Source organism: Halomonas icarae, from assembly GCF_009901955.1.
Taxonomy (GTDB): Bacteria; Pseudomonadota; Gammaproteobacteria; order Pseudomonadales; family Halomonadaceae; genus Halomonas; species Halomonas icarae.
In genome coordinates this window covers 1,188,652-1,213,565 of record NZ_WUTS01000001.1, presented here as the reverse complement: position 1 = coordinate 1,213,565, position 24,914 = coordinate 1,188,652, and the positions used below count along the sequence as shown (strand labels likewise).

The 24,914-nt window shown below is 63.9% G+C and carries 27 protein-coding genes; 14 read left to right on the top strand and 13 right to left on the bottom strand.

The window, feature by feature from the left end:
* Positions 1–44 precede the first annotated feature (44 nt).
* Positions 45–437, bottom strand: coding sequence for an FAD-dependent oxidoreductase (locus GRB80_RS05705; protein WP_161422842.1), 393 nt, complete (start codon positions 435–437; stop codon positions 45–47).
* 20 nt (positions 438–457) lie between these two features.
* Positions 458–1,873, bottom strand: coding sequence for an aminotransferase-like domain-containing protein (locus tag GRB80_RS05700; RefSeq protein WP_202597168.1), 1,416 nt, complete (start codon positions 1,871–1,873; stop codon positions 458–460).
* A gap of 125 nt (positions 1,874–1,998) precedes the next feature.
* Here GRB80_RS05700 and dctP point away from each other — a divergent pair, with 125 nt between their 5' ends.
* The 3 genes from dctP to GRB80_RS05685 all read left to right on the top strand — a co-directional run bounded on the left by dctP (position 1,999) and on the right by GRB80_RS05685 (position 4,901).
* The gene (gene dctP, locus GRB80_RS05695) at positions 1,999–3,009 is read left to right on the top strand and encodes a TRAP transporter substrate-binding protein DctP (protein ID WP_161422841.1); all 1,011 of its coding nucleotides are present in this window, start codon (positions 1,999–2,001) and stop codon (positions 3,007–3,009) included.
* A gap of 66 nt (positions 3,010–3,075) precedes the next feature.
* Entirely contained in the window at positions 3,076–3,594 is a 519-nt protein-coding gene (locus GRB80_RS05690) for a TRAP transporter small permease (RefSeq protein ID WP_161422840.1), read from the top strand.
* Entirely contained in the window at positions 3,591–4,901 is a 1,311-nt protein-coding gene (locus GRB80_RS05685) for a TRAP transporter large permease (RefSeq protein WP_161422839.1), read from the top strand. The genes GRB80_RS05690 and GRB80_RS05685 overlap by 4 nt, the downstream gene beginning before the upstream one ends.
* Positions 4,902–5,108: 207 nt before the next feature.
* Here the strand turns inward: GRB80_RS05685 and GRB80_RS05680 are convergent, their stop codons facing one another.
* The 4 genes from GRB80_RS05680 to GRB80_RS05665 are packed head-to-tail and all read right to left on the bottom strand — an operon-like array spanning position 5,109 to position 8,658.
* Positions 5,109–6,173 (bottom strand): hypothetical protein, encoded by a 1,065-nt coding sequence (locus GRB80_RS05680; protein WP_161422838.1) that lies wholly within the window; start codon positions 6,171–6,173, stop codon positions 5,109–5,111.
* Positions 6,174–6,220: 47 nt separating this feature from the next.
* Positions 6,221–7,078, bottom strand: coding sequence for a hypothetical protein (locus GRB80_RS05675; RefSeq protein ID WP_161422837.1), 858 nt, complete (start codon positions 7,076–7,078; stop codon positions 6,221–6,223).
* Positions 7,075–7,773 (bottom strand): hypothetical protein, encoded by a 699-nt coding sequence (locus tag GRB80_RS05670; RefSeq protein WP_161422836.1) that lies wholly within the window; start codon positions 7,771–7,773, stop codon positions 7,075–7,077. The genes GRB80_RS05675 and GRB80_RS05670 overlap by 4 nt, the downstream gene beginning before the upstream one ends.
* A gap of 45 nt (positions 7,774–7,818) precedes the next feature.
* Positions 7,819–8,658, bottom strand: a complete 840-nt coding sequence (locus GRB80_RS05665; RefSeq protein ID WP_161422835.1) for a hypothetical protein — start codon at positions 8,656–8,658, stop codon at positions 7,819–7,821.
* Positions 8,659–9,493: 835 nt separating this feature from the next.
* Between GRB80_RS05665 and GRB80_RS05660 the strand changes: the two genes are divergently transcribed.
* The 3 genes from GRB80_RS05660 (at position 9,494) to GRB80_RS05650 (ending at position 13,197) form a co-directional block, all read left to right on the top strand.
* On the top strand, positions 9,494–11,068 hold the full coding sequence (locus GRB80_RS05660; protein WP_161422834.1) for a pilus assembly PilX family protein: 1,575 nt from the start codon (positions 9,494–9,496) through the stop codon (positions 11,066–11,068).
* A gap of 223 nt (positions 11,069–11,291) precedes the next feature.
* The gene (locus GRB80_RS05655) at positions 11,292–12,725 is read left to right on the top strand and encodes an MBL fold metallo-hydrolase RNA specificity domain-containing protein (RefSeq protein WP_161422833.1); all 1,434 of its coding nucleotides are present in this window, start codon (positions 11,292–11,294) and stop codon (positions 12,723–12,725) included.
* A 61-nt stretch (positions 12,726–12,786) separates the two neighbouring features.
* On the top strand, positions 12,787–13,197 hold the full coding sequence (locus GRB80_RS05650) for an SRPBCC family protein (protein WP_132045433.1): 411 nt from the start codon (positions 12,787–12,789) through the stop codon (positions 13,195–13,197).
* A 122-nt stretch (positions 13,198–13,319) separates the two neighbouring features.
* Here GRB80_RS05650 and GRB80_RS05645 read toward each other — a convergent pair whose 3' ends face one another.
* The 5 genes from GRB80_RS05645 to coaE all read right to left on the bottom strand — a co-directional run bounded on the left by GRB80_RS05645 (position 13,320) and on the right by coaE (position 16,062).
* On the bottom strand, positions 13,320–13,604 hold the full coding sequence (locus tag GRB80_RS05645) for a type II toxin-antitoxin system RelE family toxin (RefSeq protein ID WP_161422832.1): 285 nt from the start codon (positions 13,602–13,604) through the stop codon (positions 13,320–13,322).
* Positions 13,594–13,842, bottom strand: coding sequence for a type II toxin-antitoxin system Phd/YefM family antitoxin (locus GRB80_RS05640; RefSeq protein WP_161422831.1), 249 nt, complete (start codon positions 13,840–13,842; stop codon positions 13,594–13,596). Before GRB80_RS05640 ends, GRB80_RS05645 begins: the two co-directional genes overlap by 11 nt.
* Positions 13,843–13,917: 75 nt before the next feature.
* Complete coding sequence (locus GRB80_RS05635; protein WP_161422830.1) at positions 13,918–14,811, bottom strand: DNA replication terminus site-binding protein; 894 nt, start codon at positions 14,809–14,811, stop codon at positions 13,918–13,920.
* On the bottom strand, positions 14,808–15,038 hold the full coding sequence (yacG, locus tag GRB80_RS05630) for a DNA gyrase inhibitor YacG (RefSeq protein WP_132045437.1): 231 nt from the start codon (positions 15,036–15,038) through the stop codon (positions 14,808–14,810). Before yacG ends, GRB80_RS05635 begins: the two co-directional genes overlap by 4 nt.
* Positions 15,039–15,462: 424 nt before the next feature.
* A complete protein-coding gene (coaE, locus tag GRB80_RS05625) occupies positions 15,463–16,062 on the bottom strand; it encodes a dephospho-CoA kinase (protein WP_161424244.1) in 600 nt (199 codons plus the stop codon).
* 156 nt (positions 16,063–16,218) lie between these two features.
* Here coaE and GRB80_RS05620 point away from each other — a divergent pair, with 156 nt between their 5' ends.
* From GRB80_RS05620 to GRB80_RS05585, 8 genes are all read left to right on the top strand, one after another.
* Positions 16,219–18,651 (top strand): Lon protease family protein, encoded by a 2,433-nt coding sequence (locus GRB80_RS05620; RefSeq protein WP_161422829.1) that lies wholly within the window; start codon positions 16,219–16,221, stop codon positions 18,649–18,651.
* Entirely contained in the window at positions 18,641–19,420 is a 780-nt protein-coding gene (locus GRB80_RS05615) for a universal stress protein (RefSeq protein ID WP_161422828.1), read from the top strand. Before GRB80_RS05620 ends, GRB80_RS05615 begins: the two co-directional genes overlap by 11 nt.
* A 74-nt stretch (positions 19,421–19,494) precedes the next feature.
* On the top strand, positions 19,495–19,749 hold the full coding sequence (locus tag GRB80_RS05610) for a type II toxin-antitoxin system Phd/YefM family antitoxin (protein WP_161422827.1): 255 nt from the start codon (positions 19,495–19,497) through the stop codon (positions 19,747–19,749).
* Positions 19,746–20,000 carry a Txe/YoeB family addiction module toxin gene (locus GRB80_RS05605; protein ID WP_161422826.1) on the top strand — a complete coding sequence of 85 codons (255 nt, stop codon included), beginning with the start codon at positions 19,746–19,748 and terminating at the stop codon, positions 19,998–20,000. The genes GRB80_RS05610 and GRB80_RS05605 overlap by 4 nt, the downstream gene beginning before the upstream one ends.
* A gap of 154 nt (positions 20,001–20,154) precedes the next feature.
* Complete coding sequence (locus tag GRB80_RS05600) at positions 20,155–20,736, top strand: YqhA family protein (RefSeq protein WP_161422825.1); 582 nt, start codon at positions 20,155–20,157, stop codon at positions 20,734–20,736.
* A 75-nt stretch (positions 20,737–20,811) separates the two neighbouring features.
* Positions 20,812–21,327 carry a hypothetical protein gene (locus tag GRB80_RS05595; RefSeq protein ID WP_161422824.1) on the top strand — a complete coding sequence of 172 codons (516 nt, stop codon included), beginning with the start codon at positions 20,812–20,814 and terminating at the stop codon, positions 21,325–21,327.
* A gap of 64 nt (positions 21,328–21,391) precedes the next feature.
* On the top strand, positions 21,392–21,865 hold the full coding sequence (locus tag GRB80_RS05590) for a tellurite resistance TerB family protein (protein WP_132040924.1): 474 nt from the start codon (positions 21,392–21,394) through the stop codon (positions 21,863–21,865).
* A 240-nt stretch (positions 21,866–22,105) separates the two neighbouring features.
* Positions 22,106–23,350, top strand: coding sequence for an NAD(P)/FAD-dependent oxidoreductase (locus GRB80_RS05585; RefSeq protein ID WP_161422823.1), 1,245 nt, complete (start codon positions 22,106–22,108; stop codon positions 23,348–23,350).
* Between the two features lie 117 nt (positions 23,351–23,467).
* Here the strand turns inward: GRB80_RS05585 and GRB80_RS05580 are convergent, their stop codons facing one another.
* The gene (locus GRB80_RS05580; protein WP_161422822.1) at positions 23,468–23,887 is read right to left on the bottom strand and encodes a hypothetical protein; all 420 of its coding nucleotides are present in this window, start codon (positions 23,885–23,887) and stop codon (positions 23,468–23,470) included.
* Positions 23,888–23,969: 82 nt separating this feature from the next.
* The gene (locus GRB80_RS05575) at positions 23,970–24,866 is read right to left on the bottom strand and encodes a DMT family transporter (protein ID WP_161422821.1); all 897 of its coding nucleotides are present in this window, start codon (positions 24,864–24,866) and stop codon (positions 23,970–23,972) included.
* Positions 24,867–24,914 lie beyond the last annotated feature (48 nt).

Here is a 24,914-nt window from a genome sequence, read left to right as displayed (position 1 = left end):
CGGCCTGACGCCGATGATGACCCGATCCGAGCTTAGCTAACCTGTCAGGTGGTCCGAAAGATGGGGACCACTTCAATCAGGTAGGAGAGGTGTTCGACATTGTGCTGTACGCGGGCGGGACGCGCCTCGGTAACGAAGCGCAGAAGCCAGGGCGTCAGTCGTGGCAGATGCCGCCAGCGTAGATGGAAAGGCGAGTCGCGTGCGCTCAGTAAATAAGGTGCTTGACGCAGCAGCGAAGGTGTTGAAAGAGGGCTGACGGCATAGGTGGCAAATGTGCCAGCGTTACCTAGCGAGGCGCCGTGGCCAGGGGTATCCCGTTCTAGCAGGGTCACGTCGTTGCCGGACAGGCGTAGCGTCAGTGCCGTGGCCAGGCCGACGACTCCACCGCCTATGATGATGTGGTGGCGCGGCGTTTTGTTGCTGTTGTCGAACCGCATGAGTCTCTCCTTGACAGGGATTAGGCTATGTCGTGCATGTAGTGGTGCCCGCGTCGCATCAGGGCATCGAGGCGTGACAGAGCCTCGGCTAGAGCGTCACGCGATCTCGCGGCGGCTAAGTTGATGCGCACGGCTGCCGGGGGGGCCACCTTGCGTAGGGTGAATGCCGAAGCGGGCAGTAGGCGAACTCCCTGCTCGGCACTTGCCGTGACGAAATCGGTGCCGCGCCAGGGCTCGGGCAGCAGCAGCCAGGCGTGAGTAGCGCCGGGCTGGCTCCACAGTGATTGTTTGCCCAACCGCTCGAGAAGAATGGTATGACGGGCGACCAGCTCGGCGTGCTGGGCATCGATGATGCGTGCCATGTCCCCACTTTCCAGCAGGCGGGTGGCGATTAGCGCGGTCAACGGTGAACTGCTCCAGCAATCGATGCGCATGGCCGCGGCAAGGTCATGGTGATAGTCGGCTGGTGAAGCAATCGCACCGAAGCGCAGCCCCGGGGCTACACACTTGGAGAAACCGCTTACGTGAAAGGTACGTTCGGGAGCCATGTCTAGCAGGGGCGGCGGTGGGCTGTGCTGCAGGGGGCGGTAGACGTCATCCTCGATCAGTAAAAGATCGTGGCGACGCGCGATCTCTACGATGGCTTGGCGCCGCTCTTTCGAGAGGGTGCGCGTCGTGGGATTGTGCATACAGGGCACTAAGAACAGGACTCGCGGCGTGTGGCGCTGACAGATCGCTTCGAGTTGTTCGGGCGACATGCCTTGTGCATCGCCGTCTACGCCAATCAGCGTCCGGCCTAGGGTGTGGCAAAGGGCGTTGATGCCCTGATAGGTCACGCTATCGGCCAGGATCTCCTCGCCGGGTTGAGTGACGCTACGCAGAATCATTGACAGCCCGTGCTGGGCGCCGTCGATCAGCGTCAGTCGCGCCGGATCTAGTGATAGCCCCTGCGTCTGCCACCATTGTGCATAGGCTGTTCGCGCCCATATTGGTCCCACCGGTTGCTGGTAGTCCTGAATATCCGTGTATCGCGGATCGTCGGCGAGTGTCGCAAGGCTACCGCTCAGCGTTTTGGTATAGAGGTCCAGCGCTGGCCGGTTGACGCTCAGGTCGATTACGTCGTCACAGTTGCTAGGTGCTGTCTGGAAGTCAATATTGGGCGCCTCCATGGCTGCTACCCGGGTACCGCGTCCGGGGCGGCTCTCGACTAAGGCATGGGTTTTCAACTCAGCGATGGCGCGGGTCACGGTAGTGATGTTGATTTCCAGCTGACTGGCGATGTCACGATGAGGGGGAAGGCGGGTGCCGGGAGGAAGGGCGCCCTTCTCGATGCGCGTGGTCAGGTACTCGGCCAGCTGCTCATAGAGTGGCGTGTCACCATCGCGGTCAAGATGCAAGTCGTCAAGCAGGCGTTGCAGGGGCGGCGTGTTGGGCATGTGCGTGAGGCCTCATGGCAATACAATAGCCATACAATGTGGCTTGACAAACAATATTAATGCATTACAAGTTAATGGCAAGGTCAAATACAAGACCTTGCCATCCATTTACGAGGATAATAACCATGACAACATCCCCTTCTCGCTGGCTACCACTCGCTCTCGCTGTGGCACTTGGAGGCGTCTCGCTCGGAGCTCAAGCCGCCACCAGCCTGCGTCTCTCGACCCTGTTCGCGCCGGATGAGTCCGGTACCCAGGCCGCCGAGGAGCTGGCTGCGCGGGTGGCCGAGCGCACAGAGGGCGAGGTCACCATTGATGTCTACCCCGCCAGTCAACTCGGTGACTGGACCGAAGTGCACGCCCAGCTGATGCAGGGAGCAGTGGACATGGCAATTCAGCCGCTCTCGACCAACGTGAATCCCCAGATGGCCATCGCTTGGTTCCCTTATTTGGCGCCCACCTATGCTGAAGCTCGAGAAGCCTATAGTGCCAATGGATATGTTGCCGATCTCGTCGGCGACATGATCGACGAGCAGAATCTGGCCTTGCTGGGAGTGTATCCGGCAGGCATGGGCGGCGCCGGTTTCGCCGCCGAGGTGCCTTCGCCCAAGGATCCCGATGCTGAGCAGGGGCTACGCGTTCGTGTTTGGCCGGGCGGCACAACACACAGGACTATGATGGAACGTTTGGGCTTCGAGGTCGCCACCGTGCCCTGGGCGGAGCTCTACACGTCCATGCAGACGGGCGTGGTCGACGGGCAGATCGGTGGTACCGCTGAGATGACGATGGCCAACTTCGCCGATATCACCGAAACCTGGGTGCAGTATAACGACCATCTTGAGCTTGCCTGGATCGTAATTAATCAGCAGTCGCTGACCCGCCTGGCGCCGGAGTACCAAGAGGTGGTTCGCGATGTAGCCCAGGAGATCACCATGGAACGCTTCGAGGAGGTCCAGGCGGCTGATCAGGCGCAGCTTGAGAGCATGCGCGAGGCAGGGATTACGGTGGTGACCTTCTCTGATGAGGAGCTGACACAGTTCGCCGACGTGGTCCGTCAGGACGTGTGGCCGGAGATCGCCGACGAGCTTGGCGAGGAGGTCATGCAGCGTCTCGAGGCTGCGGTTGCCGCCGACTAGGCCTTCATCAAATTGGCCGCCTCACTTGGGGCGGCCAATGCCCCATGGTCCTGCGGGAGACGCCTCATGCCGTTACCCTATTTCTCTTCTTGGCACGCTATCTGGCGTGTCAAGGTGCAGCTGCTGCGCGGGATCGTGACCGTCGCCGGTGGACTGCTGACACTGGCAATCTTGGTACAGATTGCCAGTCGCTATCTTTTTCGAACCTCTATTCTAGGCATCGAGGAGGTGATTCTTTACCTCGCTGTGTGGTTCTACTTCCTGGGGTCTGCCCTGGGTGCCGAGCAGCGTGAGCATATCTCTGCCTCGTTGGTGGATGTGCTAGCAATCGGCGAGACCCCCAAGCGATGGGTGCACTGGTTTGCCTCGCTGCTAGCGGTAATCATTTGCGCCTGGATGACTTGGTGGGCCTTCGGGTTGGTGGAGTGGTCTTGGCAGATGAATATGCGCAGCACCGAACTGCGCGTACCGGTATGGCTGACGCAGGCGAGTATCCCTGCGGGCCTTGGTTTGATGACCTTTTATCTGTTGGTGGAGTGTGTAGATAACCTGCGGCATCTGGTGTTGCGCAAGGAGGCTCCGTGAACGCCATTATATTGTTTGATGTTTTACTGTTGGTGGTGTTGCTGCTAATCGGCGTGCCGGTACCTTTATGCTTTGCGGCGGCGGTGTTACTACTGTTTCTGGTGGGTGATTTTGGCAGCGCATCATTCTTGGTCGGTGCCGGTTTTGGTCAGATGTCTTCATTAATCCTGGTGGCGTTGCCACTGTATATCATCGCCGGCAATCTGATGGGACAGGGCGGTATTGCCACTCGCTTAGTGGGGCTGGCCGACGCCGTCTTCGGTCGCCTTCACGGCGGGCTTGGGGTGGTGGTGATTATGACCACCGCGGTGTTTGGGGCAATTTCAGGCATGGCGTCCTCGGCGGTAGCGGCGGTGGGCAAGATTATGATTCCGCGTATGGTTGAGCGCGGATACGACCGGGGCTATGCAACTGCGTTGGTCTCTACTTCGGCGGTGCTCGCGCTACTGATTCCGCCCAGCGCCTCTATGATTATCTACGGCTGGGTTTCAGGCACTTCGGTCACCGCATCTTTCCTGGCGCCAGTGCTGCCCGGAGTGCTGCTGGTGATGCTGTTCTGCTTCTGGAATCGCGTGCTGACCCGACACATGCCTCTGGAAAAGCCGGCGCAAGCCGCGTTGCCGGTAGTGGTACGCGATATCGCCGGCCAAACACGTCGCGCGGCGTTGGGCCTAGCGATGCCAATGATCATTCTGGGCTGCATCTATGGCGGCGTTACTACACCCACCGAGGCGGCGGCGATCGCCGTGTTGTACGCCATCCCCATCAGTATCTGGTACTACCGCGAACTGCGTTTCACAGAGCTTCACGGAGTGCTATGGCGCGCCGGACAAACCGCGGGGACGCTTTTGGTACTGGTGTTCTTCTCGGCTATGTTGGCGCGCATGCTGACCATGGAGAATGTGCCCCAGATGGTGTTGGAGGGCTTTTTGGGCATCACCGAGAACCCGTTGCTGCTGATGCTGCTGCTCAATCTATTCCTGCTGCTGATCGGTATGTTCATGGAGGATGTTAGCGGCATTTTGCTGGCCACACCGATGCTGATGCCGCTGGTACAGGCCTTGGAAATTGACCCGGTGCAGTTTGCCGCCATCATCGCCACTAATCTCGGAATGGGATTGATCACGCCACCTACGGCGCCGATACTCTATTTCGGCGCATTGGTCGGAGGCAGTAGCCTAAGCCGCATGCTCAGGCCCACCTTAATACTGCTGTTGGGCGCTTACCTGCCGGTAGTTTTGCTCACCACCTTCATCCCCGCTCTCTCGTTGACACTGCCAGCGTGGGTGCTCGGCTATGGACACTGAGATCTTTGCTGGTTGTGTACCATTTATGCGGATTTGGTTTGATCATATTGGCAGCCCACTGGGCTGTCGGTGCAGCGCGTCGGCGACGGATGTCACGTTCGATGCTTGGAGATGTCATGGATAGGTGCCCACGTATGAATGGATGGGCACCTAATGTTGCTGGCCAGGGCCTTCCGCGAAAGATGTGTTCAGCGCCAGCTCGCTCTTTTATCTCTCGTCGCCCTCGTTGCCCTTGCGGACACGACCAAGGCGTCGGCAGAACCCGGGGTAGCAGCCATCCAGCAGCCGCAGGGCGAACACGAACAGGCCGGTGATCGCCAGGGGCAGCACGACCTGCATGCTGGGTTCGTTGATCAGTACGTCCCAGGGGCGTGGCGCCAGGCTGTCTCGGCTGCGGTCGCCATAGCGAAGGATGGAGAGGGCCTGGCCATTGGCATGGCAGGAGAGCTCGATGCCGCCGAGCTCCGTGTTGGCCCCCGCGACGGAGAAAAGGCAGGTGACCAGCGCCGACTCATCCTCCTGGTTCTCGGAGTCGAGAACGCTTAGCGTATCGCCGAGATGCAGTGGTGCCTCCATCAGCGTATAGGCACGCTCCGAGAACAGCCGGCGCCCCATGGCGATCACCTCGCCGCCACGCAGCAGCGGCGGCGACTGGGCCAGGGTGCTGAAGTAGGGATCCCCCCCGATCCTGCCACGCCCTCGCAGGGTGCCGTTGAGTGGCTGCTCGCCGATGGTCGCTTCCAGGGTAATCCGTTGCAGCGCCTGCATGCCCTGGGCGTGGGAGTGAGCACACTGGGTACCGGGGCTGCCATCCGGAAGAGTCATCAGCGGGCGCAGCACCACGGCGGGCGTCGCCTGGCGCCGCTCGATCGGCAGCCCCTCGACGCTGATCATCAGTGTGCCGTTACCCTGGCGATGCAGGGTCACCTCGGCGTGGGGGCCGATCTCCAGGCAGCCGCGAAAGGGAGCCGGTACCGCGGCCGCGGTTTGTGGCTGCTCCTCCTGGGAATTGCCAAGGAGTATCGGGGCCGTTGGGTCGGGCAGGGTCTCGGCGCGCTCTCGTATCACGGCATTCGCGATAAACCAGCTGGCCGCGGCGTTCTCCTGGGTGGTCAACCGCAGGGTTTCGCTGTTGGCGTTGATATAGAAGGCGTAGGGGCGCTCGAGTGACCAGGTGAGCAGCTGCAGGATCAGCGGCAGGGCGGCCAGGGTGGCGGCCAGGGCCAGCAGGATCTGGCCGATGGGGCGATCGGCCAGCTGGTTGCCCAGCAAGGCAGATGAAAGACCGCGCCCACCGCGTCTGGTAGAGCGCGCCCCTCTCATAGCCCGAGTTCCAGCGGTACCGCCGCCGCCACGCTGCCGCCGCGGCGCAGGATAATCGAGGGCAGCCTGCCCGGGTCGTCGAGAAGCAGTCGGCCATACTTGTGGAGGCTGCTCAAACGAAGCTCACAGGCGGTGTCGTAGGCGATGCGCGACGCGGCCTCGATGGGGACACAGCGGATACCCTGCTGCTGCTGGTTGCCGAGGTTGTTCTCCAGCCATACCGCCAGCAGCGCCTCCAGCCGGCCGGCATTGACCAGAACGCTTAGCGTCTCGGGCGGTGCCGCGTAGGGCTGCCATCCGGCCACCACCACGGCATCGCGTGGCGTGGCGGGGTTGCAGTCGGCCTTGAGCTCGGCGAGCACCGCCAGGCGGTGGGGCGGGGGCGTGTCGGCGTAGCGGGTGTAGTACTCGGGCTTGGTCGTGGTGAAGTCGGCACGCAGCACGGTATCGGCCTCGAGCGGCGAACTGAGCGCCGGGCCGCTCTCCAGCGGCACCTCCAGCTGGCTGACGTATTGACCGTCCCGGGAGTTGAGCGAGAGGCAGAGGCGCTTGTCGTGTACCTCCAGCTGACGGGGCAGCCAGAGATAGAGGTGCTGGTGTTCGGCCTGGCCGTCGGGGTGGCCGCTGGGCTCCACCATCACCCCCTTGAGCGTGGTACCGGAGACATCGACAGCGGGCTCATACCCCTCGTTCAGGATCGTGGCCGTCAGCGCCAGGCTCTCTTGCGGGGCGCTCGGTTGGGCACGCACGGGGGAAGAGTGGATAAGGCCGCCGAGCATCGCCCCGCCTAGCATCGCCCCAGCCAGCATCACTCCGCCACAGATCAGGATGCGTCCAACGCTCGAGCGGTTCATGAGAGCCGGATCCTGAAGGGCAGGGCGGCGCGGTTGCCGCCGGCATAGTCGTCATTGACGGTGTATCCGGTTATGGCGCAGTTGAGCGAGCCCATCAGGTCGACGCCGCCAAGCTCGGAAAGCGTCAGATGGCAATTGTAGTGGCCGCTTTTCAGCTGCAGGCGCCAGCCACCGCGCGTCAGCTGGCCGGTGAAGCGGCCCCCGCTGTTGGCGCTGTTGAACTTGCCGCTTACCTGATCCGTGTCGGTGTCGATGCTCAGGTCCGTCAGCATCAGTTCGCGCCAGATGTTGTAGGTGTAGGCCTGGGGCTGACTGGGGTCCATGGGCTCGATCAGCTCCACGGCCAGGAAGTCGCGCTCCTTGAGCAGCTGGCGAAGGCCGGCGGTATGCAGCCGTTCGTCGTCACCGCTGAAGGCGGCCTCCAGCGCCATGCTGCGCAGCACGGGGTCGTCATCCTTCATCACCTCCTCGAAGACGGCGAGTCGCACCGAGGCGCTCTCGTCGGCCAGCAGGTTGCGCACCTGGTCGAGCAGGGCGGCGCGCTCCTGGGCGGCCTCGAAGCGATTCTGGTCGAAGGCCAGGGCGGGGGCGACGCCGCCCGTCAGGGCCAAGACCAGGGGCAAGGCCAGTGCCAAGGCCTGGGGGGCGAGAGAGCTCAGGCGCGGCAATCGCGTGGCAAGGGGCTTGGTGGGCATAGGGAGTTTCCTTGTGGGGATGGTCGATACGACGGCATGGCTCGGCTAGGGGGGCGCGGTATGGGCGACCCGCACATAGCCCTCGGCGGTCTGCCACCAGGGGCGTCCCTTCACCTTGCCCAGCAGTTCGATGCTCTGGCCGATCTCCAGGCGGCGGATCGCCCTGGCAAACGGGGTGGGCGACTCACGGACCGTGGTCCGGGTCGTTACCACCACGCGCCCCTGGCGAGGCTCCAGGGGGAGGTCGCCGGCGGGGATCGGCCCGATGCCACCGGCGAAGAACGCCTCGAGGCGGCGATTCAAGGCGTCCTGGCGATAGACACGAATGGTGTCCTGAAGGGTTTCCAGCACCATGCCCACCGGGCGACCCTCGAGCAGCAGGCGGGAGCCGCTGATGCCCTGGAAGGCCTCGCTGTTGTGTGTGATCAGGACGACCTCCACATGGCGTGGCTCGAGGGCGGTGAAGCGCACCGCATGGGACTCGACACCGCCGGTGGGGCGCACGCGCAGCAGCGTGCCCTGGCGGCCCAGGCGCACCGCTTCCTCGAGGAGCTCGTCAAGCGGCTCGCTGCGCGGCCAGGTGGCGCCGCAGGTCATGCGCCCCCTGGCGTCGACACGCAGCAGGGCGATATCGTCACCGTAGTCGCCGAGATGCTGCGCCGGCGCCCGGACACGCTCGGCGTTGGTGACGGTCAGCCCCACCCCTCCCAGCCCCATCACATGCTGCGGCGTGATGGCGAAGCACTCCCCGCTGCGCGAGCGCAGCGTGCCCTGGCCCTGGGTCGCGCCGTTGACCAGCACCACCTCCGCGGCCTGCACGCTGCCGGCGGCCAGCAGCAGGCTGGCAAGCGCTGTCGTCAGAATTCCATACCGGTTAGGGCGCATCGCGACTCTCCGCGTTGACACTTCTTTACAAGGCGTATTTACACAGCGTAGACAGCTTGCGCCGGACCTGCCGCCTGGGGAATCAGCGGCCGGAACAGAGTGGCGTGCCCGGGCTAATCGGTCAGCCCCCCATCGCCTTAGCCTGAATCAAACAGCGGCCGTCAGAGATGCCGCGTGTTTTCGTCGACCCGCTTGATCACCCAGCAGTGAACGGGGTCTCTGTGCCACCAGCGCTTGATTATGGCGTGCCTTCAGTGGAAGAGAGAACCAAGACCAATGGAGCCAATATCATGCATATATCTGCCGTCGGGTGAGCCTTTTCTCCGGATGATTGGCAGGCACGTCGGGGGAAGAAGCAGTACTCAGTAGGCGCAGCATTGGCTGGGCTGTCACTCCGCGCCAGATGCCTGGTGTTGTGTAAGTCTCTGTGTTCATGGTGCCGTTATTGTTGAATTTTTGTATCGTTGCGTTGCTTAATCAGGCTTTTCTTTATCAAGGCCTGATGAGCTGCAAAGAACCAGGTGAATTCGGCTTTGCATGGCGAAAGAGGGGACCTGCATCAGTGACTTGAGGAGGGTCTCGATTCGCCCTTGTGCCCTGGTTGTGCCGAAAGGAGGCTTGGGGGCAATGGCACTCCTGCCTGACGGTCTTCGCGTGGCACCTATACCTAGCGCTGCTCCTGAGGCTTATGTGACGAGGAATAATGATATCGAGTGAGAATACATAATATCATGCGCAGCATTCATGTATGAGTAACATGGCCCCACTACCGGGACAGGCGGTTTATGCACGTTTTCCAGGGGGGGATCGAGATAACCGAGTCACGAGAGACGCAATGGAAATCGGCAGCGAGCGAAGGGTAGAGCAAGGGGAAATGACAGGGGAAGTGGCAGGGGGGATGACAGGGAAGGGCCGCCGAGTCGAACGCGGTGCGGCTTTGTTGGTTGTGCTGGCCATCATGGTGGTCTCTTCCATGCTGGCGATATCCAGCTTTCAGTCGTCGCTGCTGCAGGAGCGGCTGGCGGGAAATTATCGTGCCACCATCCAGGCTCAGATGGCCGCGGAGAGCGGTGTGGCCATGCTGAGCGGCTACGTTGCCGCCGACAAGGCGCAGCGGGCCAAGGATTGGCCGGCGCTGGAGGACTCCTCTCTCGATCTTGCACTGGCCAGGGACGCTGCGGTCATGCCATTACCCTCTTGTGACGATGCGGCGAAGCGGAGGGCGCTGTGGGCCAATGACAAGCAGCACGTGGACCTGACGTTCAACAATGCGGCTGGTCAGGCTTCCTCTGCGCTGCTGGCCATGTGTCAGGGCGTCAGTGGGGTCGAGGTAGCCGTGCTAGGCCTTAGCGGCAGTGCGGACGCACCGGCCATGTACCCGGCCACTGTGCGGCTGGAATCCGTCAGCCAAGGGCTGGCTACCACCAATTTCATCGGCGGCATCGACAAGGATGCCTCCATCCAATGGCCGACGTCCGCGAATTCTCGGCTGGGCGGGGGTGTCAATGGTCAAGCGATCTATTTCGACCACCTCACTGACGCCTCTCACAGTGCCTACTTTCAGGCGCTGATCGCGGCAAACGAGATCGACAGGAGTGGCTACAGAAGCCGCGACAAGACCAACCTGATTGCTTCGATGGGGAATCAGGTCGCCAAGGTCGTTGATGGCGTTCCCTCCGAGGTAATCACCGCCGCCACGCCGGGTCGCGACGGGGTAAACGCGACCATTGCCCTGCTGCGGGATATCTATGAAGCCTGTCAGGGAGGTACGATGGAAGGCGTTAGTGCCGATCCTTCCGGGTCCACCAGCGATCTCTTTCTCGCCAGAGCCTCCAGCAATGGCAATGGAAAAAACCGAAACAACGGAAAAAATGGCAATAACGGCAATGGCGGCGGCAATGGCAATGGCAACGGCAACGGCAATGGCAACGGCAATGGCGGCGGCAATGGCAATGGCAACGGCAATGGCGGCGGCAATGGCAATGGCAATGGCGTCTCCGGCGGACTCTGCACCAATATCCGCATCGTGCCCCCAGGCGCAGGCGAGAACGATGATCGACTGAGAGGTCAGAAGTCGTTCAATGGCCTCTATATCGACTTGAGCGGGAAGCTGGACATTCGTGGCAACTCCCGGGTGCTGGGGGCCGCCGTGGTGGCCAACGTCAAGGTTCTGGACGACGGTAGCTGGGCGAGCCTGCCAAATCACACCATTAAGCTTGCAGGCGGCGGCAACTCTGGAACGGTGTGGTATAACGCGACCAATATCGTGGCGGCCATCCGGGAGCTCAAACAACTGAATCCAGATGCCTTCGGGGAGCTGGATATCGAGACCTTCTGGGGAGCGGGGCGCGGCAGCCAATCCGGCTGGAAGATGCCCGGGTGGATGGAGTCGGTAAGCTATTCGGACTGATTGGTGATAGATGGTTTCATCTACATTCCTGAGACCCGTTAGTGTGCGAACGGGCGCCTTCTTTTGGCGAGGAGGCATCAGGAGGCCCCAGGAGGCCCCCGATACCGAGTGCCGACCACGCGATTGATGCCCTGGCAGGTCACCGGCAGGCTGGCGGCACTGGCCCCATAGCCACCCTCGCCTACACTGAGGGCATCGGAGGACGGGCAGGGAGGCCATTTTCATGTACTCGCCATCGATCGGTTCACCACGGATACTCCATCACGGCGGCGCCAGCGGGGTCACCGGCAGCTGCCATCGTCTGCAGATCAGTGAGGATCGCGCGCTACTGGTCGACTGCGGCCTGTTCCAGGGCCAGGATGCCGACCACCTCGATAGCTTCGAGCAGCTCAAGGTAAGGTTCCCCGTCGATGACCTGTTGGCGCTGGTGGTGACCCATGTGCATATCGACCATATCGGCCGACTGCCCTATCTGCTGGCGGCGGGGTACTCGGGGCCGATCCTCTGTTCCGTGCCCACCGCACGGCTGCTGCCGCTGGTGATCGAGGATGCGCTGAAGATCGGCTTCACCCGCGATCGTGCATTGATCGAGCGTTTCCTGAGCGAGGTGGAGGGGCGGCTGGTGCCGTTGGCCTACCGCGAGTGGCACACCCTGGTGGACGATGCCCGCCACCGGGTGCGGGTCAAGCTGCAGCAGGCGGGGCATATCCTCGGTTCCAGCTATGTGGAGGTGGATGTTCTCGACCGTGAAAGCGGGGCGGTTGAGCGCATCATCTTCTCCGGCGATCTAGGCGCGCCCTATGCGCCGCTGCTGCCGGCGCCGCGGGCGCCCTGGGGCTGCGATGCCCTGGTGCTGGAGAGCACCTACGGCGATCGGTGTCACGAGGATCGCCGCCAGCGCCGCGGCAGACTCAAGGCGGCCATCGACCGGGCGCTGACCAACGCCGGCACGGTGGTGATTCCGGCCTTCAGCATCGGCCGCACCCAGGAGCTGCTCTACGAGATGGAGACGTTGATCCACTGGACCGGCAGCCGGCGCTGGCGCGAACTGGAGATCATCGTCGATTCGCCCCTGGCGGCGCGCTTTACCGAGGTGTATCGCGAGCTCAGGCCCTGGTGGGACGCCGAGGCCCACGCCCGGCTGCGCGCCGGGCGCCATCCGCTCAGCTTCGAGAACCTTTATACCGTTAGCTCACATGAAGAGCACGAGCGTACGGTGGCCTATCTGGACGATAGCCATCGCCCGGCGGTGGTGATCGCGGCCAGCGGCATGGTCAGTGGTGGGCGGGTGGTCAACTACCTCAAGCGCATGCTGGGGGACCCACGCCACTGCGTGCTGTTTACCGGCTACCAGGGCGCCGGCACACCGGGGCGCGATATCCAGCGCTACGGCCCCCGGGGTGGCTGGGTGGCGCTCGATGGCGAGCGCATCGATATTCGCGCCCGGGTGGAGACGGTCTCCGGCTACTCGGCCCATGCCGATGCGCATGATCTGCTGAACTTCGTGCGGCGCATGCGTCGCCCGCCGCGCCATATCCGGCTGGTGCATGGCGAGCGCCACGCCCAGCAGGCGCTGCGCGACTCGCTGCTGGCCTGGGCGGCACAGGCGGGCCATCAGCTGGAGGTGACATTGGGCGTGGATTTCCAAAACCCCTGAGGGAGCTGCGATACTCGAGGCCTTCGTTTGTTTCGTTGAACCGTGTAGCAGGGAGCATGCCATGGCCACCATCGAGCACCGTGCGATTCTCGCGGCGGCGCCGGAGCGAGTCTTCGCGCTGCTGGAGCGCGTTGAGGACTTCGCCGACTACTCCGATCTGATCCACAGCATCGAACCGCTGGGCGATGACCGCTTCCGCTGGCATGTGCATGCGGTGGGGCGCGACTGGCACTTCGATGTGGCGATCACCGAGCGCCGCGCGCCGGAGGCGCTGGCCTGGGAGTCGCTGGATGGGGTGGAGAACCGGGGGCGTTACCGCCTGCGCCCGGTGGAGGGGGGCACCGAGGTCAGCCTGACCCTGACCTACACCCTGCGCAGCAAGCTATTGGAGAGGGCGGTGAACAAGGCCGCCACGCCGCTGGTCAACCGCGTGAGCCGACAGATACTCGAGCGTGTCGAGCAGCGGCTGTGAGGTTATGGGTGACTTATTGTGGCGATGGCAGGCAAGTGTTGGGGGGCAGTTCGTGGATCGGGAAGAGGGGAATGGCCGGAAGAGGGGGATGGCAGGAAGAAAGGTGCCCTCGCGGGGTAGCGCTATGGCCGCTTGGCGGCCTTGCGAAAGACGCTGTTTCGATCCCGCTTGCCCACGGCGATGACCAGCACGACCAGTTCGCGGTCACGTACTTCATACACGAGCCGGAAGCCCGCGCTGCGCAACTTGATCTTGTAGCGGTTCTGACTGCCCGACAGGCGTGATGCGGGAATAGCCGGTGATTCGATGATGGACTGGAGCTTTTTCTTGAACTGCTCGCGTACGCTGCCGTCAAGTTTGTGCCACTCCTTCAGCGCCTCGGTGCGAAAGCGCAGCTCATAGCTCATCCAGTGTCACCGTGATCTCCGGCTGGTCGTGACGCTGGTCGGCGATGCGGTTGAGCTCGGCGTCCTCCAGCTTCTCGAGCAGTTCCTCGTAGACGTCGGCAGGAATGCAGTAGAAGGCGGGTTCGTTGCGGTTCAACACGGCGACCGGGAAGCCCTCTCCGGCTGCCACGGTGGCCATGGGGTTTTTCTTCAGTTCTGAGATGCTGGCGGTGGTCGTTGCCAGGATATGGTGAGGCATGGTGGGACCTCCTGTGCCGGTATGATCTCCATATTAGACCTGTTGCGAGGCTTTTAACAGGTCTCCATGCTCTCCTCAGCGATAGCGAAACACCCGCAGGCTAGGCAGGAAGGGCTCATCCTCGAGCTTCTCGTCGCGCCGGCGGGCGCGGGTGCGGGTCTCGGGAGGCCGCAGGGGCGGCAGGTTGTGGTCGGGTAGCCGGCCATCGGCGGAGGGCATGAACAGCGGCAGGGCGACGTTCATGGCACGCCGGGTGCGGCCATCCTCCAGCGGCTCGAGATAGAAGAGGTTGGCGCGCATCAGCGGGGCCTGGCGCTGCACCTGGGCGAGGGGCTCGCCGCTGGGAATGCCGGCGAGCCGGCGCAGCTGGATGCGGATATGCGGCGCCTCGCTGTCGAAGGTGAGCAGCTTCTGCTCGGCCTCCTGCACCGTCAGCTTCTTGATCGAACGCCCGCTCGAGTACCAGGCCAGGCGCACCCGCGCCAGCGGCGCCTCGCTTGCCGGAATGGCCCGCCAGCACTGCTTGAGGTGGACCCGGGCCAGCCCCTCGCCGCGCAGGTGGTCGTGCAGGGCCGGGTGGCGGAAGGGCAGCACCGCCTTGGCCTCGGGAATCAATGACGGCGCCTGGTCGCGTATTTTGGCGGTCAGGGCGGCGAACGCCGCCTTGGCGGCATTGGCCGCCGCCACGGCCTCCATCACACCCTCGCTGGCCGCCACCAGGCCGATATAGGCGCGGGTGGCACGACCGTCCTGGCCATCCTGATACCAGACATCCTGCAGCGCCTCGCGCAGCCAGGCCGCGGCCCTTTCGCCATCGACCGGCTCGGGCTCGCCGAAGATCCAGCAGGCCCCCGGGGCGCGGGCATAAGCCTCGGCCACCGCGGCGGTGGTCTCGACCAGGGCGTCGAAGGCCGCCTCCAGCTCGGCAAGCAGGCGGTACTCGGGGCGCTGGGAGGAGGGCGTGGTCATGGTTCGTCCTGGAAGCCGCGCTCGGCGCGCAGGATCATCTCGTCGATCTCGGTCTCGTCCATGGCCGGCTCACCGGCGATGCGGTGGCTGCCATCGGCCCACGCGCCGAGATCGATCAGCCGGCAGCGCTCGCTGCAGAAGGGGCGGTAGGGGTTCTCCTCGCGCCACTCGACCTTCTTGCGGCACTGGGGGCAGGCGACTTCCAGGGGGCGTTGTGATTGGCTCATGGGGGCTCCGTAGGGCGAATAACTTTGGTTCATCGCAAACTGGCGTGAATCCGTTCGGCAGTGAGTATGGGGAGGCCCGGGTTCATCGAAGGCCGGGATTCATCGTGGGAGGCTGGAGTATATTGTGGGAGGCTGGAGTATATTGTGGGAGGCCGGCTCTGCCGGGCGAATGGAGGCCAACGGCCTCCCCGGATGGGCCAGAAGAATGCAACAAGGCTAACGGGCGCCTGTCGGCGCCATCGCCCGGGAAACCCGGCCTCCCACAGGGTGTCGGGCGCCTGTCGGCGCCATCGCCCGGGAAACCCGGCCTCCCACAATTCCCCCTGCCTACAGGTTTCACGTCAGTCTTCGATGAATCATGACTTTGGGCTCCTTTTGGGCTCCTTTTGGGCTCCTTTTGGGCTCCTTTTGGGCTCCTAGAGGACTAAGCCACCAGCTCGCGATAATAGCGGTCGAGTTCACTGACCCGACGGCGCATCGCGGCTTCGCTGCCGCCATTATCCAGCACGTCGTCGGCGCGGGCCAGGCGTTCGCGGCGGGGCATCTGGGCGGCGACGATGGCGCGGGCCTGGTCGGCATCGACCTCATCCCGGGCGGCGGTGCGCTCGATCTGCAATGCTTCGGGTACATCGATCACCAGCGTTCGGTCAACCATCTCACTTTGGCCAGACTCAAACAGCAGCGGCGAGACGAGCAGGCCATAGGGAGCGCCGGAGGCGTGGATACGCGCCAGATGCTCGACCAGTCGCTCCCGGATGCGGGGATGGGTGGCGGACTCCAGCCAGCGGCGCTCGCGCTCGTCGGCGAAGACGATCTCGCGCAGGGCGCGGCGGTTCAGGGTGCCGTCGCCGTTGAGCACCCCGGCGCCAAAGCGTTCGGCGATCTCGGCCAGGGCCGGCTCACCGGGCTCGACCACCTCCCGGGCGATATCGTCGGCGTCGACCCAGGGCGCCCCCAGCGCCGCGAAGGCGCGGGCCACGGTGGACTTGCCCGAGGCGATCCCGCCGGTCAGGCCGATGATCAACGCCATGCGGTGTCTCCTGTCTCGAAACAGCGATCAGTATGTGGTTTGGCCAGGGAGTCTACCATTCTTGCTCCGGGAGCTGGCGGCCCGCGTCCTACTGCTCCATGGTAGTAGTAGCAGTCGTCGCCAGGGATGATGCAGAAGGAGAAGAGCGTAATGGTCGAGCCGCTTGGCGCAGCAGAGGTGTTTCAGGCGTGTCCGGAGGAGGGGTTCCATTTCGAACTCACCAGCGAGCTCGAGCCACTGGATCTGCTCGCGGGGCATGTTCGGGCCAGCCAGGCGCTGGCCTTCGGCACGGACATTCGCCGCGAGGGTTTCAACCTCTTCGTGCTCGGTCAGCCGGGGCACGGCAAGCACGATCTGGTGGAGCGCTATCTGATGCGGCGCTCGCGTGATGAAGCCTCGCCGCCGGATTGGTGCTATCTCTACAACTTCGAGGATCCCGCCACGCCGCTCTATCTCGAGCTGCCATCGGGGTTGGGACGGCAGCTGCGTCGCGATATCGAGGCGCTGGTCGATGAGCTGCGCGGTGCGATTCCGGCGGTGTTCGAGCGGGACGAGTACCAGAATCGTCTGCAGGAGTTGAAGCAGGCGATGGGCGAGCGCCAGCGTGATGCCATCGAACAGGTGCGCCGCGAGGCGCGCGAGCAGGGCATCCTGCTGTTATCGACGCCCAATGGCTTCACCTTCGCGCCGGCCCAGGGCGATAGCGACGAGATGGTGTCGCCACAGGAGTACGAGGCGTTGCCCAAGGAGGAGCGCGAGCGCCTCGAGCATACGGTGGAGATCCTGCAGCGCAAGCTCACCCAGGCGATCCGCCGCATGCCGAAGCTGGCCAAGGAGCTGCGCGAGCAGATTCAGCAGCTCAACGAGGAGGTGCTGCAGGCGGCCATCGGCGCGCCGCTGGCGGAGCTCGAGGAGCGCTACCAGACGCAACAGGGCATCATCGATCATCTCGGGATGATTCGTGAAGCGATACTGGAGCACGCCGAGACGTTTGTGGCCGATGAGCCGGAGATTCCCCCGGAGGCGATCTTCAGTCGCTGCTATATCAATCTGCTGGTGGATAATGCCGATACCGAAGGGGCGCCGGTGATCTATCAGGACCTGCCGGGGCACCAGCATCTGGTGGGGCGTATCGAGCATCACGTGCATAACGGCACGCTGCTGACCGATTTCTCGCTGATTCGCCCCGGGGCGCTGCATCATGCCAACGGGGGATATCTGGTGCTGGATGTTCGCGGCCTGCTGAGTCAGCCCGGGGCCTGGGAGACCCTCAAACGGGTGCTGCAGGCCGGTGAGATCCGCACCGAGTCGCTGGAGCAGGCCTATGGGTTGATCAGCACCGTTAGCCTGGAGCCCCAGCCGATACCGCTGGACGTCAAGATCGTGCTGCTCGGCGAGCGCCTGCTCTACTACCTGCTGTGTGAACACGACCCCGAGTTCCTGGAGCTGTTCAAGGTGCAGGTCGATCTCGAGGATGAGCTGGAGCGCAACGAGGAGAACCTGCTGCTCTATGCGCGGATGATCGCCACCCTGGCCCGGGAGGCGGAGCTGGCACCGCTCGACCGCAGCGGGGTGGCGGCGACCATCGAGCGCGCCGGCCGGCTGGCCGACGATCAGCAGCGGCTCACGGCGAGGCATCGCGACCTGCAGGATCTGCTGCTGGAGGCGGGGTACTGGGCGAGCGTGGAAGGGGCCCGCACGATCACACGGCCGCATGTGGAGAAGGCGGTGGCCCAGCAGTTGTGGCGCGCCGGGCGCATCCGCGAACGCAGCCAGGAGCAGATCGTCCGCGGCACCCTGATGATCGCCACCGAGGGGCGGGTGGTGGGGCAGGTCAATGGGCTGTCGGTACTGGCGGTGGGCGATGTCGCCTTCGGTCAACCGACCCGGATTACCGCCACGGCCAGGCCCGGCAGTGGCCAGGTGGTGGATATCGAGCGCGAGGCGCGCCTGGGCGGGCGCATCCACTCCAAGGCGGTGATGATCCTGTCGCGCTACCTGGCCGGCCGCTATGCCCGGGAGTCGACCCTGTCGCTGTCGGCGAGCCTCGCCTTCGAGCAGTCCTACGGTGGGGTCGAGGGGGACAGCGCCTCGGTGGCGGAGGTGTGCGCGCTGGTCTCGGCCATCACTCGGGTGGGGCTCGATCAGGCGTTCGCGGTCACCGGCTCGATCAATCAGCACGGCGAGGTGCAGGCGGTGGGGGGCGTCAACGAGAAGATCGAGGGCTTCTTCGATATCTGTCGCGCCCGGGGCGAGCTTGCCGGTCAGGCGGTGATCCTGCCGGCCAGCAATGTCGAGCACCTGATGCTCAAGGCCGAGGTGCGCGAGGCGATGGCGGCGGGCAAGTTCCGCGTCTATGCGGTGCGCCATGTGGATGAGGCCCTGGAGCTGTTGACCGGTGAGACCCCGGGAGAGGCCGATGGGGAGGGCAACTTCCCCGAGGCGAGCCTCAATGGTCGTGTGCAGGCGCGCCTGGCGGCCTTCCAGGCGGCGGTCAAGGCCGGCCCGGAAGGGCATGGCAATGACCAGAAGGCCACCGGCGATGGCGAGGAGGGGGAGATGGAGAGTGACGATGACGCCTGACCCCGAGAACCCATCAGCGGTGGCGCTGAGTGTCGAGATGCTTCGGGTACTGACGCTGCTGGATGACTCGCGCCAGGGAGTGGCGGCCCTCGAGGCGGCGGTGCTGCTGGCCGAACAGGTGAGTGCGGAACTGGTGGCGCTGTATGTGGAGGACCAGAACCTGCTGCAGTGTGCCGGCTTCCCCTTTTCGCGCGAGATTGGCGCGAGCAGCGGGGTGGTGCGCCCCCTCAGCCTGGAGCGACTGGAGTCGAGCCTGTTGCACCAGGAGCGCCGAGTGGCGCGGGCGCTGGAGCGGGCCGCGGCGGGCAGGGCGCTGCGTCATCGCCTGCAGGTCAGCCGCGGGCAGGTGGCAAGCGAGGCCCTGGCCGAGGCCGCGCCGGGCGATGTGCTGTTCCTGGGCAAGGCCGGACTCTCGGCGCGCTGGGGTAGCCGCCTGGGCTCCACCAGCCGGCGTCTTGTTCTCGAGGCTCCCTGCACGGTGGTGATCTGGGATGAGCGTCATCCGCCGACGCCCGGCCCGCTGCGCTACTTCCGCGGCGAGGCGCCGGCGCTGCCCTGGGGGGAGACGCCCCGGGAGGCGGTGCGGTGGCATCCACTGTTCGTGGGGCGCGAGGAGCTCGCCAGCATGGAGGCGCCAGCCCTCGAGGCGTTTCTGGGCCAGGCGCGGCGTGGGGCGCTGGCCATGACGCGTGAACGCCTGATCCTTCTGCTTGAGCAGGATGCCGAGCTGCTGGCCAGGATCCCGGTGCCCATCGTGGTGGTGCCATGATCCTTATCTCTATCTACACTCATTGTACAATTTGACGTACAATGAGCGTGATGCACGCCACAGGAGTCAATCTTATGGACACGATTACCTACAGTCATTTCCGTAACCAGTTAGCCAAGGTCCTGGATCGCGTCAATGACGACCATGTGCCGGTATTGATTACTCGTCAGAATGGCAAGCCTGCCATCGTCATGTCGGTCGAGGATTTCAAGTCTTACGAGGAAACGGCCTATCTTATGGCGAGTCCACGTAACGCCCAGCGGCTCAACGAGGCCATGGCTGAAGTTGAACGTGGGGATGTCGAGAGTCACGAACTGCTTGAGCCATGATGCTGTCCTGGGCCAGCAATGCCTGGGAGGATTACCTCTACTGGCAGTCTCGAGACAGGAAGACCCTCAAGCGAATCAATATGTTGATCAAGGATATTCAGCGCTCCCCCTTCGCGGGCCTGGGAGATCCTGAACCCTTGAGGCATCAATGGTCGGGCTACTGGTCACGCAGAATTGATCGTGAACATCGCCTCGTCTATCGAGTGACAGATCACGCCATTGTCATCGTGCAGTGTCGCTATCACTATTAAGCCAACATCCCTCCCAGCTGGTCTCCTCCATTGGCGAGAATGGTCGTCGCATATTCTATGATTTCAGGTCTACAGCGGCAGCACCGTCGGGCTATCTCTCCGAGGGGCAGCCGGTGGTATCGTGGACGCCGAAACCTCATCGCCGGGAGTTACCATGACCTTAACCTCCAACCAGTCAGCGAAGCACCAGGGAGAGAGCCAGGCCCAGGCGAAGGGCACACGCTACGAGCGTGCCTTCGAGCGCTTCCTGTGGAAGAGTCGCCTGCTGGTGATGCTGGCGGTGGTGCCGAGTCTGCTGGGTTCCCTGGTGCTTTTTATCATCGGCACCCTGGATATCGTCACGTTGGCGATTGATGCTGGCGCCTACTACCTGGTAGGAGGGCAGCCGGACATTCACGACAGCGTGGTGCCGCGCGTCGTGCTGGCCGTGGATATCTATCTGGTGGCCATCGTGCTGCTGATCTTCGGCCTTGGCGTCTATCGGCTGTTCGTGTCGCCGATCGAGCCGGCCGAATCGCATCCGGCGTCAAATCCCTTCAATGTCGCTTCGTTCGACGAGCTCAAGGACAAGATCGCGCGGGTGGTCATCCTGGCAGTGATCATCGAGTTCTTCCGCGCGGTGGTGGATATCACCTTCGAGACACCACTCGACGCGATCTATCTGGCGCTCTCGGTGCTGGCCCTGGCGGCCGCTCTTTTCCTGATGAGCCGCGCCCATCGCTCTCACCATGACTAGAGGCCTCGGCGCCTGGCCCGCGGCCTGCCGGCTCTGTGGCACAATATCCGGTCCGTGAATCGACAAGGATCGCCAATGGCGTATGTGCTGGTGATGGGCGGTCTCGCCCTCTCGGTTAGCTTTACCCTGGGCTGGGCGCTGTGGCGCCTGGTGCGTGGGGCACTGGGCTGGTTGGGCGGCTCCAGCTCGGGGGGTACCAAGGTCAAGCCCAAGGCCCGCAAGCCCGCGACCAGAAAACCGGCGAGCAAGGCACCCGCCAACGGGTCATCTGCCGCCAAGTCATCTGCCTCCAGGCCATCCAACGCCAAGAGCGCGGCGCCTCGCAAGGCGGCTGCCCAGCAGCCTGCCAGGCCCCGCGAACCCTGGGGCCTGACCCGCTGGCTGGCGGCGAACCGCTCCCTGCTGCCTCTTTCCAGCCTGGCCCTGATGCTCTACGCCTTCGGCCGCCTCGTGGTATTCGGCCTGCAGCACCGCCCGGTGGAAGCGCCGGCCTCCTTTGCCCAGGTGGTCATGGTGATTGGCTGGGCGGCGGCGGGGCTGCTTGGCCTGGCACTGGTTTCCCTGCTGGCCCGCTGGCGGTGTCGGGAGTGACGAGGGCTGCGAACCCGCATAACGTTGGCGAGTCTCACCGAGGAAGCGACCGAAGGAGAAACTTGTGCTAGCCAATATTCAGCGATTCTTTCAGCAGATGCTCTCGGAGGAGGGCGACGGTGCCGGGCGTGAGACGCCGAGCCTGGAGCTGGCCGCCGCGGCGCTGCTCTGCGAGGTGATTCGCGCCGACTACGAGGTCAGCCCGGATGAGCTCGAGACGCTGCGTGATCAGCTGCGGCGCCATCTGAGTGTCGGTGAGGAGGCGGTCGATGAGCTGATGGCCCTGGCCCAGCAGGAGGTCGAGGGGGCCGTCGATCACTATCAGTTCGTCTCGCTGATCAAACAGCATTACGACTACCCCCGTCGCTGCGAGCTGGTGCGCATGATGTGGGCGCTGGCGCAGGCGGACGGTGAGCAGCATCATCTGGAAGAGCACCGTATTCGCCAGCTGGCCGAGCTGCTGCACGTCAGCCACGGCGACTTTATTCGCGCCAAGATCCAGGTGCAGCAGGGGGATGAGGATAACGGCGGCGGATGAGGAGGAGTGATCTGAAACTTTTTACAGATCTGGGATATCCGCCTGAATCCAGATGGTAAAACGGAAAGAATTCATGTTTAGGGGCAATTATTTGGCAGCCTTGTCTGTCGGTGAAACGTTATGATGCCCTGAGAACGCGGCCACCCAGGCGCCAGTTGGCTTGGTGGCAGGGAAGCGTCAATTATTGAGTGGGTCTCACCCCTTGGTGAGGCCTGCATTTCTTTCCAGGAGGTGTTGGTGATGTCTCGTGAAATCGTGGTTCTTGGGGCCGGCATGGTCGGCGTATCGGTGGCCTGGCATCTGGTGCGCCAGGGGCATTCGGTGACGCTGGTGGACCGACGAGAGCCGGGACGCGAGACCTCCTTCGGCAATGCCGGCATCATCCAACGCGAGTCGGTGCGGCCCTATGCCTTTCCACGCGACCTCGGCACGCTGATGCGCGTGCTGCCCAACCGCGAGGTGGATATTCGCTATCGCCCGGCGGGCATGCTGAGCGCCGTGAGCCCGCTGCTTCAATACTGGCTCAACTCCGGCAAGACCCGCTACGCCAAGATCGTGCCGGAGTATGCGTCGCTGATCATGCGCTGCCTGGAGACCCATGCCCCGATGATCGAGGCCGCCGGGGCCGATCACCTGGTGCGCCGCGACGGCTGGCTCGAGCTCTACCATACCCAGAAGGCCTTCGACGCGCGACTCGTCGAGGCCCGCGAGAACCGCGAGCTCTATGGCGTCGAGTTCGAGGTACTGGATGCCGCTGGCCTCTATGATATGGAGCCCCATCTCAAGAAAGGGCTGGTGGGCGCCATCCACTGGACCCAACCCTGGACCGTCGCCGATCCCGGCGCGCTGGTACAGGCCTACGCCGAAAACTTCGAGCAGCAGGGCGGCCGCTTTCTGAAGGCCGAGGTACAGGGTGTCGAGAAGGGCGGCAAGGGGTGGAAGGTGACCACCGATCGCGAGTCGCTGGAGGCGGAGCAGCTGGTGGTGGCACTCGGTCCCTGGAGCGACAAGCTGCTCTCGCGCCTGGGCATCTCGGTGCCGCTGTTCGTCAAGCGTGGTTACCACATGCACTACGCCAGCGCCGACGACAACGCTCGTCTCAACCACTGGATCATGGATGCCGAGACCGGTTTCCTGCTCGAGCCGATGCGGGCCGGGATTCGTCTGACCACCGGGGCCGAGCTGGCCGATCTGGAGGCGCCACCCAAGTTCAAGCAGCTCAAGGCGGCGGAGCAGGCGGCGAGAAGGATCTATCCGCTGGGTGAGCGGCGCGATCCCGAGCCCTGGAAAGGCGCACGCCCCTGCCTGCCGGACATGAAGCCGATCATCGGGCCGGCACCCAGGCAGGAGGGAATGTGGCTGGCCATCGGTCATGGTCATCAGGGCTTCACCCTGGGGCCGGTGACCGGCCTGCTGCTTAGCCAGATGATGGCCGGCGAGACACCTGAGGTGGATATGGCGCCCTTCAGCGCCACACGCTTCTAATTCTCCCCACCCAAGCCGGGACAGTCCTCACTCAAACCGGAATAGCCCCCATGCCCACGGGGGCTGTTCCGTAGCAGCTATCTCGCTGGAGGCCAATGCAAACAGCGCCGCAGGGCCCTATGCCTTGCGGCGCTGTTTTACCTGGTGGGTGGCCAGCTTGGCTACCAGTGTGACGATAAACACCAGCCAGCCGGCGGTGGCCATCACGTTGAACAGCAGCAGCTTCTGCACACCGCCAAGCGGCGCGAAGATCAGCTCGAAGGTGATGCCGAGCATAAAGGCGAGGAACAGCGGCAACGCCAGGATATGCATCCACATCTCGGTACGCCGCTTCCTGACGTGATAGCGGCGCAATAGGACCCGGGTAGGCCGGTGCACGAAGGTGACCAGCACGGTGGTGCCGAGCAGCAGCAGGGCCGCCAGGGTGGGCTGCAGGTTGCCGAGGTGAGCCGACAGGCTGATCGACCAGTACACGACCAGCCACATCAAGCCGGCCATGATGGCTGCCAGATCGGCATAGTGGCGAACCTTGGGCATCTTCTCTCTCCCTGGAATCTGGCCGCATGATACGGGATATCCTGGCTACCTGGCGAGTGGCTGCTTGCTCCCGAGGCGCGTGCTATCCGGCGAAGCGCAGCACCAGCTTGCGGACCCAGTACCAGCGATTGATCAGCAGGGCGGTGAAGATCAGCGAACAGCCGGCCAGTTGCAGCAGGGTCATGGTCTCGCCGTACCAGGCGGCGGCCAGCAGCGCCGTCCAGACCGCCTCGAGCATCAGGATGACCGCGGCATGGCTCGGGGTGGTGAGGCCCTGGGCGTGAATCTGCAGGAAGAAGCGCAGGGTGCTGGAGAGCAGGATGCTGGCCGCCAGCCAGCCCAGGATATCGCCGCCGATGCGGGTCGGCCAGGGTTCGATCAGCGCCGAGGCCAGGCTGAGCAGAATGCCGACGATGGTGAGCTGGATGGCGGTAAGCGGCAGGGCGGGGAGGTGGCGTACCACCCGTGTGTTGATGTTGATCAGCAGCGAGAAGAGCAGCGCCGAGGTGGCGATCAGCCACTGGCTGGGTTCGAGTCGCAGGCCGGCGTTGAGCGACAGCAGGCCGAAGCCGACCAGGGCGACGGGCAGGGCGATCCAGGTGGTGCGCGGCGGGCGGTCACCGAACAGCAGGCGGGCCACCACCGGCACCAACAGGATGCCGAGACTATTGATGAAGGCGCTCTCGCCCAGATGGCGGGAGTGGAAGAGCCCCATGACCCAGAAGCCAATGGCGGCACTGAACAGCAGGCCCACGCCGGCGCTGGTGGCCAGGTCGCGTCGGCGCAGACGGCGCAGGGCGGGAAGGGCGAAGAGCACCAGGATCATCCCGGCGACCAGGAAGCGTGTGCCGATAAACAGCAGCGGCGGCATGCCGCCAAGGGCCTCCTTGGAGAAGATCCAGCCGGCGGCGGCGAGCAGGGTGACGGTCAGCAGCAGCAGGTCGGCACGCAGCGGGCTGCGCTCCATGGGGTCGGTCATAGGGTGTCCGGTGAAGCAGCGAAACTTACATGTTAGCAGACTATACGA

What these genes read in the sequence shown, in the direction of transcription:
- GRB80_RS05575 (WP_161422821.1), bottom strand. Translation starts at nt 24,866, where the DNA reads ATGACCGACCCCATGGAGCGCAGCCCGCTGCGTGCCGACCTGCTGCTG.
- GRB80_RS05585 (WP_161422823.1), top strand. Translation starts at nt 22,106, where the DNA reads ATGTCTCGTGAAATCGTGGTTCTTGGGGCCGGCATGGTCGGCGTATCG.
- GRB80_RS05690 (WP_161422840.1), top strand. Translation starts at nt 3,076, where the DNA reads ATGCCGTTACCCTATTTCTCTTCTTGGCACGCTATCTGGCGTGTCAAG.
- yacG (WP_132045437.1), bottom strand. Translation starts at nt 15,038, where the DNA reads ATGAGCCAATCACAACGCCCCCTGGAAGTCGCCTGCCCCCAGTGCCGC.
- GRB80_RS05600 (WP_161422825.1), top strand. Translation starts at nt 20,155, where the DNA reads ATGACCTTAACCTCCAACCAGTCAGCGAAGCACCAGGGAGAGAGCCAG.
- GRB80_RS05645 (WP_161422832.1), bottom strand. Translation starts at nt 13,604, where the DNA reads ATGAGCTATGAGCTGCGCTTTCGCACCGAGGCGCTGAAGGAGTGGCAC.
- GRB80_RS05705 (WP_161422842.1), bottom strand. Translation starts at nt 437, where the DNA reads ATGCGGTTCGACAACAGCAACAAAACGCCGCGCCACCACATCATCATA.
- GRB80_RS05605 (WP_161422826.1), top strand. Translation starts at nt 19,746, where the DNA reads ATGATGCTGTCCTGGGCCAGCAATGCCTGGGAGGATTACCTCTACTGG.
- GRB80_RS05615 (WP_161422828.1), top strand. Translation starts at nt 18,641, where the DNA reads ATGACGCCTGACCCCGAGAACCCATCAGCGGTGGCGCTGAGTGTCGAG.
- GRB80_RS05655 (WP_161422833.1), top strand. Translation starts at nt 11,292, where the DNA reads ATGTACTCGCCATCGATCGGTTCACCACGGATACTCCATCACGGCGGC.
- GRB80_RS05635 (WP_161422830.1), bottom strand. Translation starts at nt 14,811, where the DNA reads ATGACCACGCCCTCCTCCCAGCGCCCCGAGTACCGCCTGCTTGCCGAG.
- GRB80_RS05650 (WP_132045433.1), top strand. Translation starts at nt 12,787, where the DNA reads ATGGCCACCATCGAGCACCGTGCGATTCTCGCGGCGGCGCCGGAGCGA.
- GRB80_RS05665 (WP_161422835.1), bottom strand. Translation starts at nt 8,658, where the DNA reads ATGCGCCCTAACCGGTATGGAATTCTGACGACAGCGCTTGCCAGCCTG.
- GRB80_RS05640 (WP_161422831.1), bottom strand. Translation starts at nt 13,842, where the DNA reads ATGCCTCACCATATCCTGGCAACGACCACCGCCAGCATCTCAGAACTG.
- GRB80_RS05670 (WP_161422836.1), bottom strand. Translation starts at nt 7,773, where the DNA reads ATGCCCACCAAGCCCCTTGCCACGCGATTGCCGCGCCTGAGCTCTCTC.
- GRB80_RS05620 (WP_161422829.1), top strand. Translation starts at nt 16,219, where the DNA reads ATGGTCGAGCCGCTTGGCGCAGCAGAGGTGTTTCAGGCGTGTCCGGAG.
- GRB80_RS05580 (WP_161422822.1), bottom strand. Translation starts at nt 23,887, where the DNA reads ATGCCCAAGGTTCGCCACTATGCCGATCTGGCAGCCATCATGGCCGGC.
- GRB80_RS05660 (WP_161422834.1), top strand. Translation starts at nt 9,494, where the DNA reads ATGGAAATCGGCAGCGAGCGAAGGGTAGAGCAAGGGGAAATGACAGGG.
- GRB80_RS05610 (WP_161422827.1), top strand. Translation starts at nt 19,495, where the DNA reads ATGGACACGATTACCTACAGTCATTTCCGTAACCAGTTAGCCAAGGTC.
- GRB80_RS05595 (WP_161422824.1), top strand. Translation starts at nt 20,812, where the DNA reads ATGGCGTATGTGCTGGTGATGGGCGGTCTCGCCCTCTCGGTTAGCTTT.
- GRB80_RS05700 (WP_202597168.1), bottom strand. Translation starts at nt 1,873, where the DNA reads ATGCCCAACACGCCGCCCCTGCAACGCCTGCTTGACGACTTGCATCTT.
- GRB80_RS05675 (WP_161422837.1), bottom strand. Translation starts at nt 7,078, where the DNA reads ATGAACCGCTCGAGCGTTGGACGCATCCTGATCTGTGGCGGAGTGATG.
- dctP (WP_161422841.1), top strand. Translation starts at nt 1,999, where the DNA reads ATGACAACATCCCCTTCTCGCTGGCTACCACTCGCTCTCGCTGTGGCA.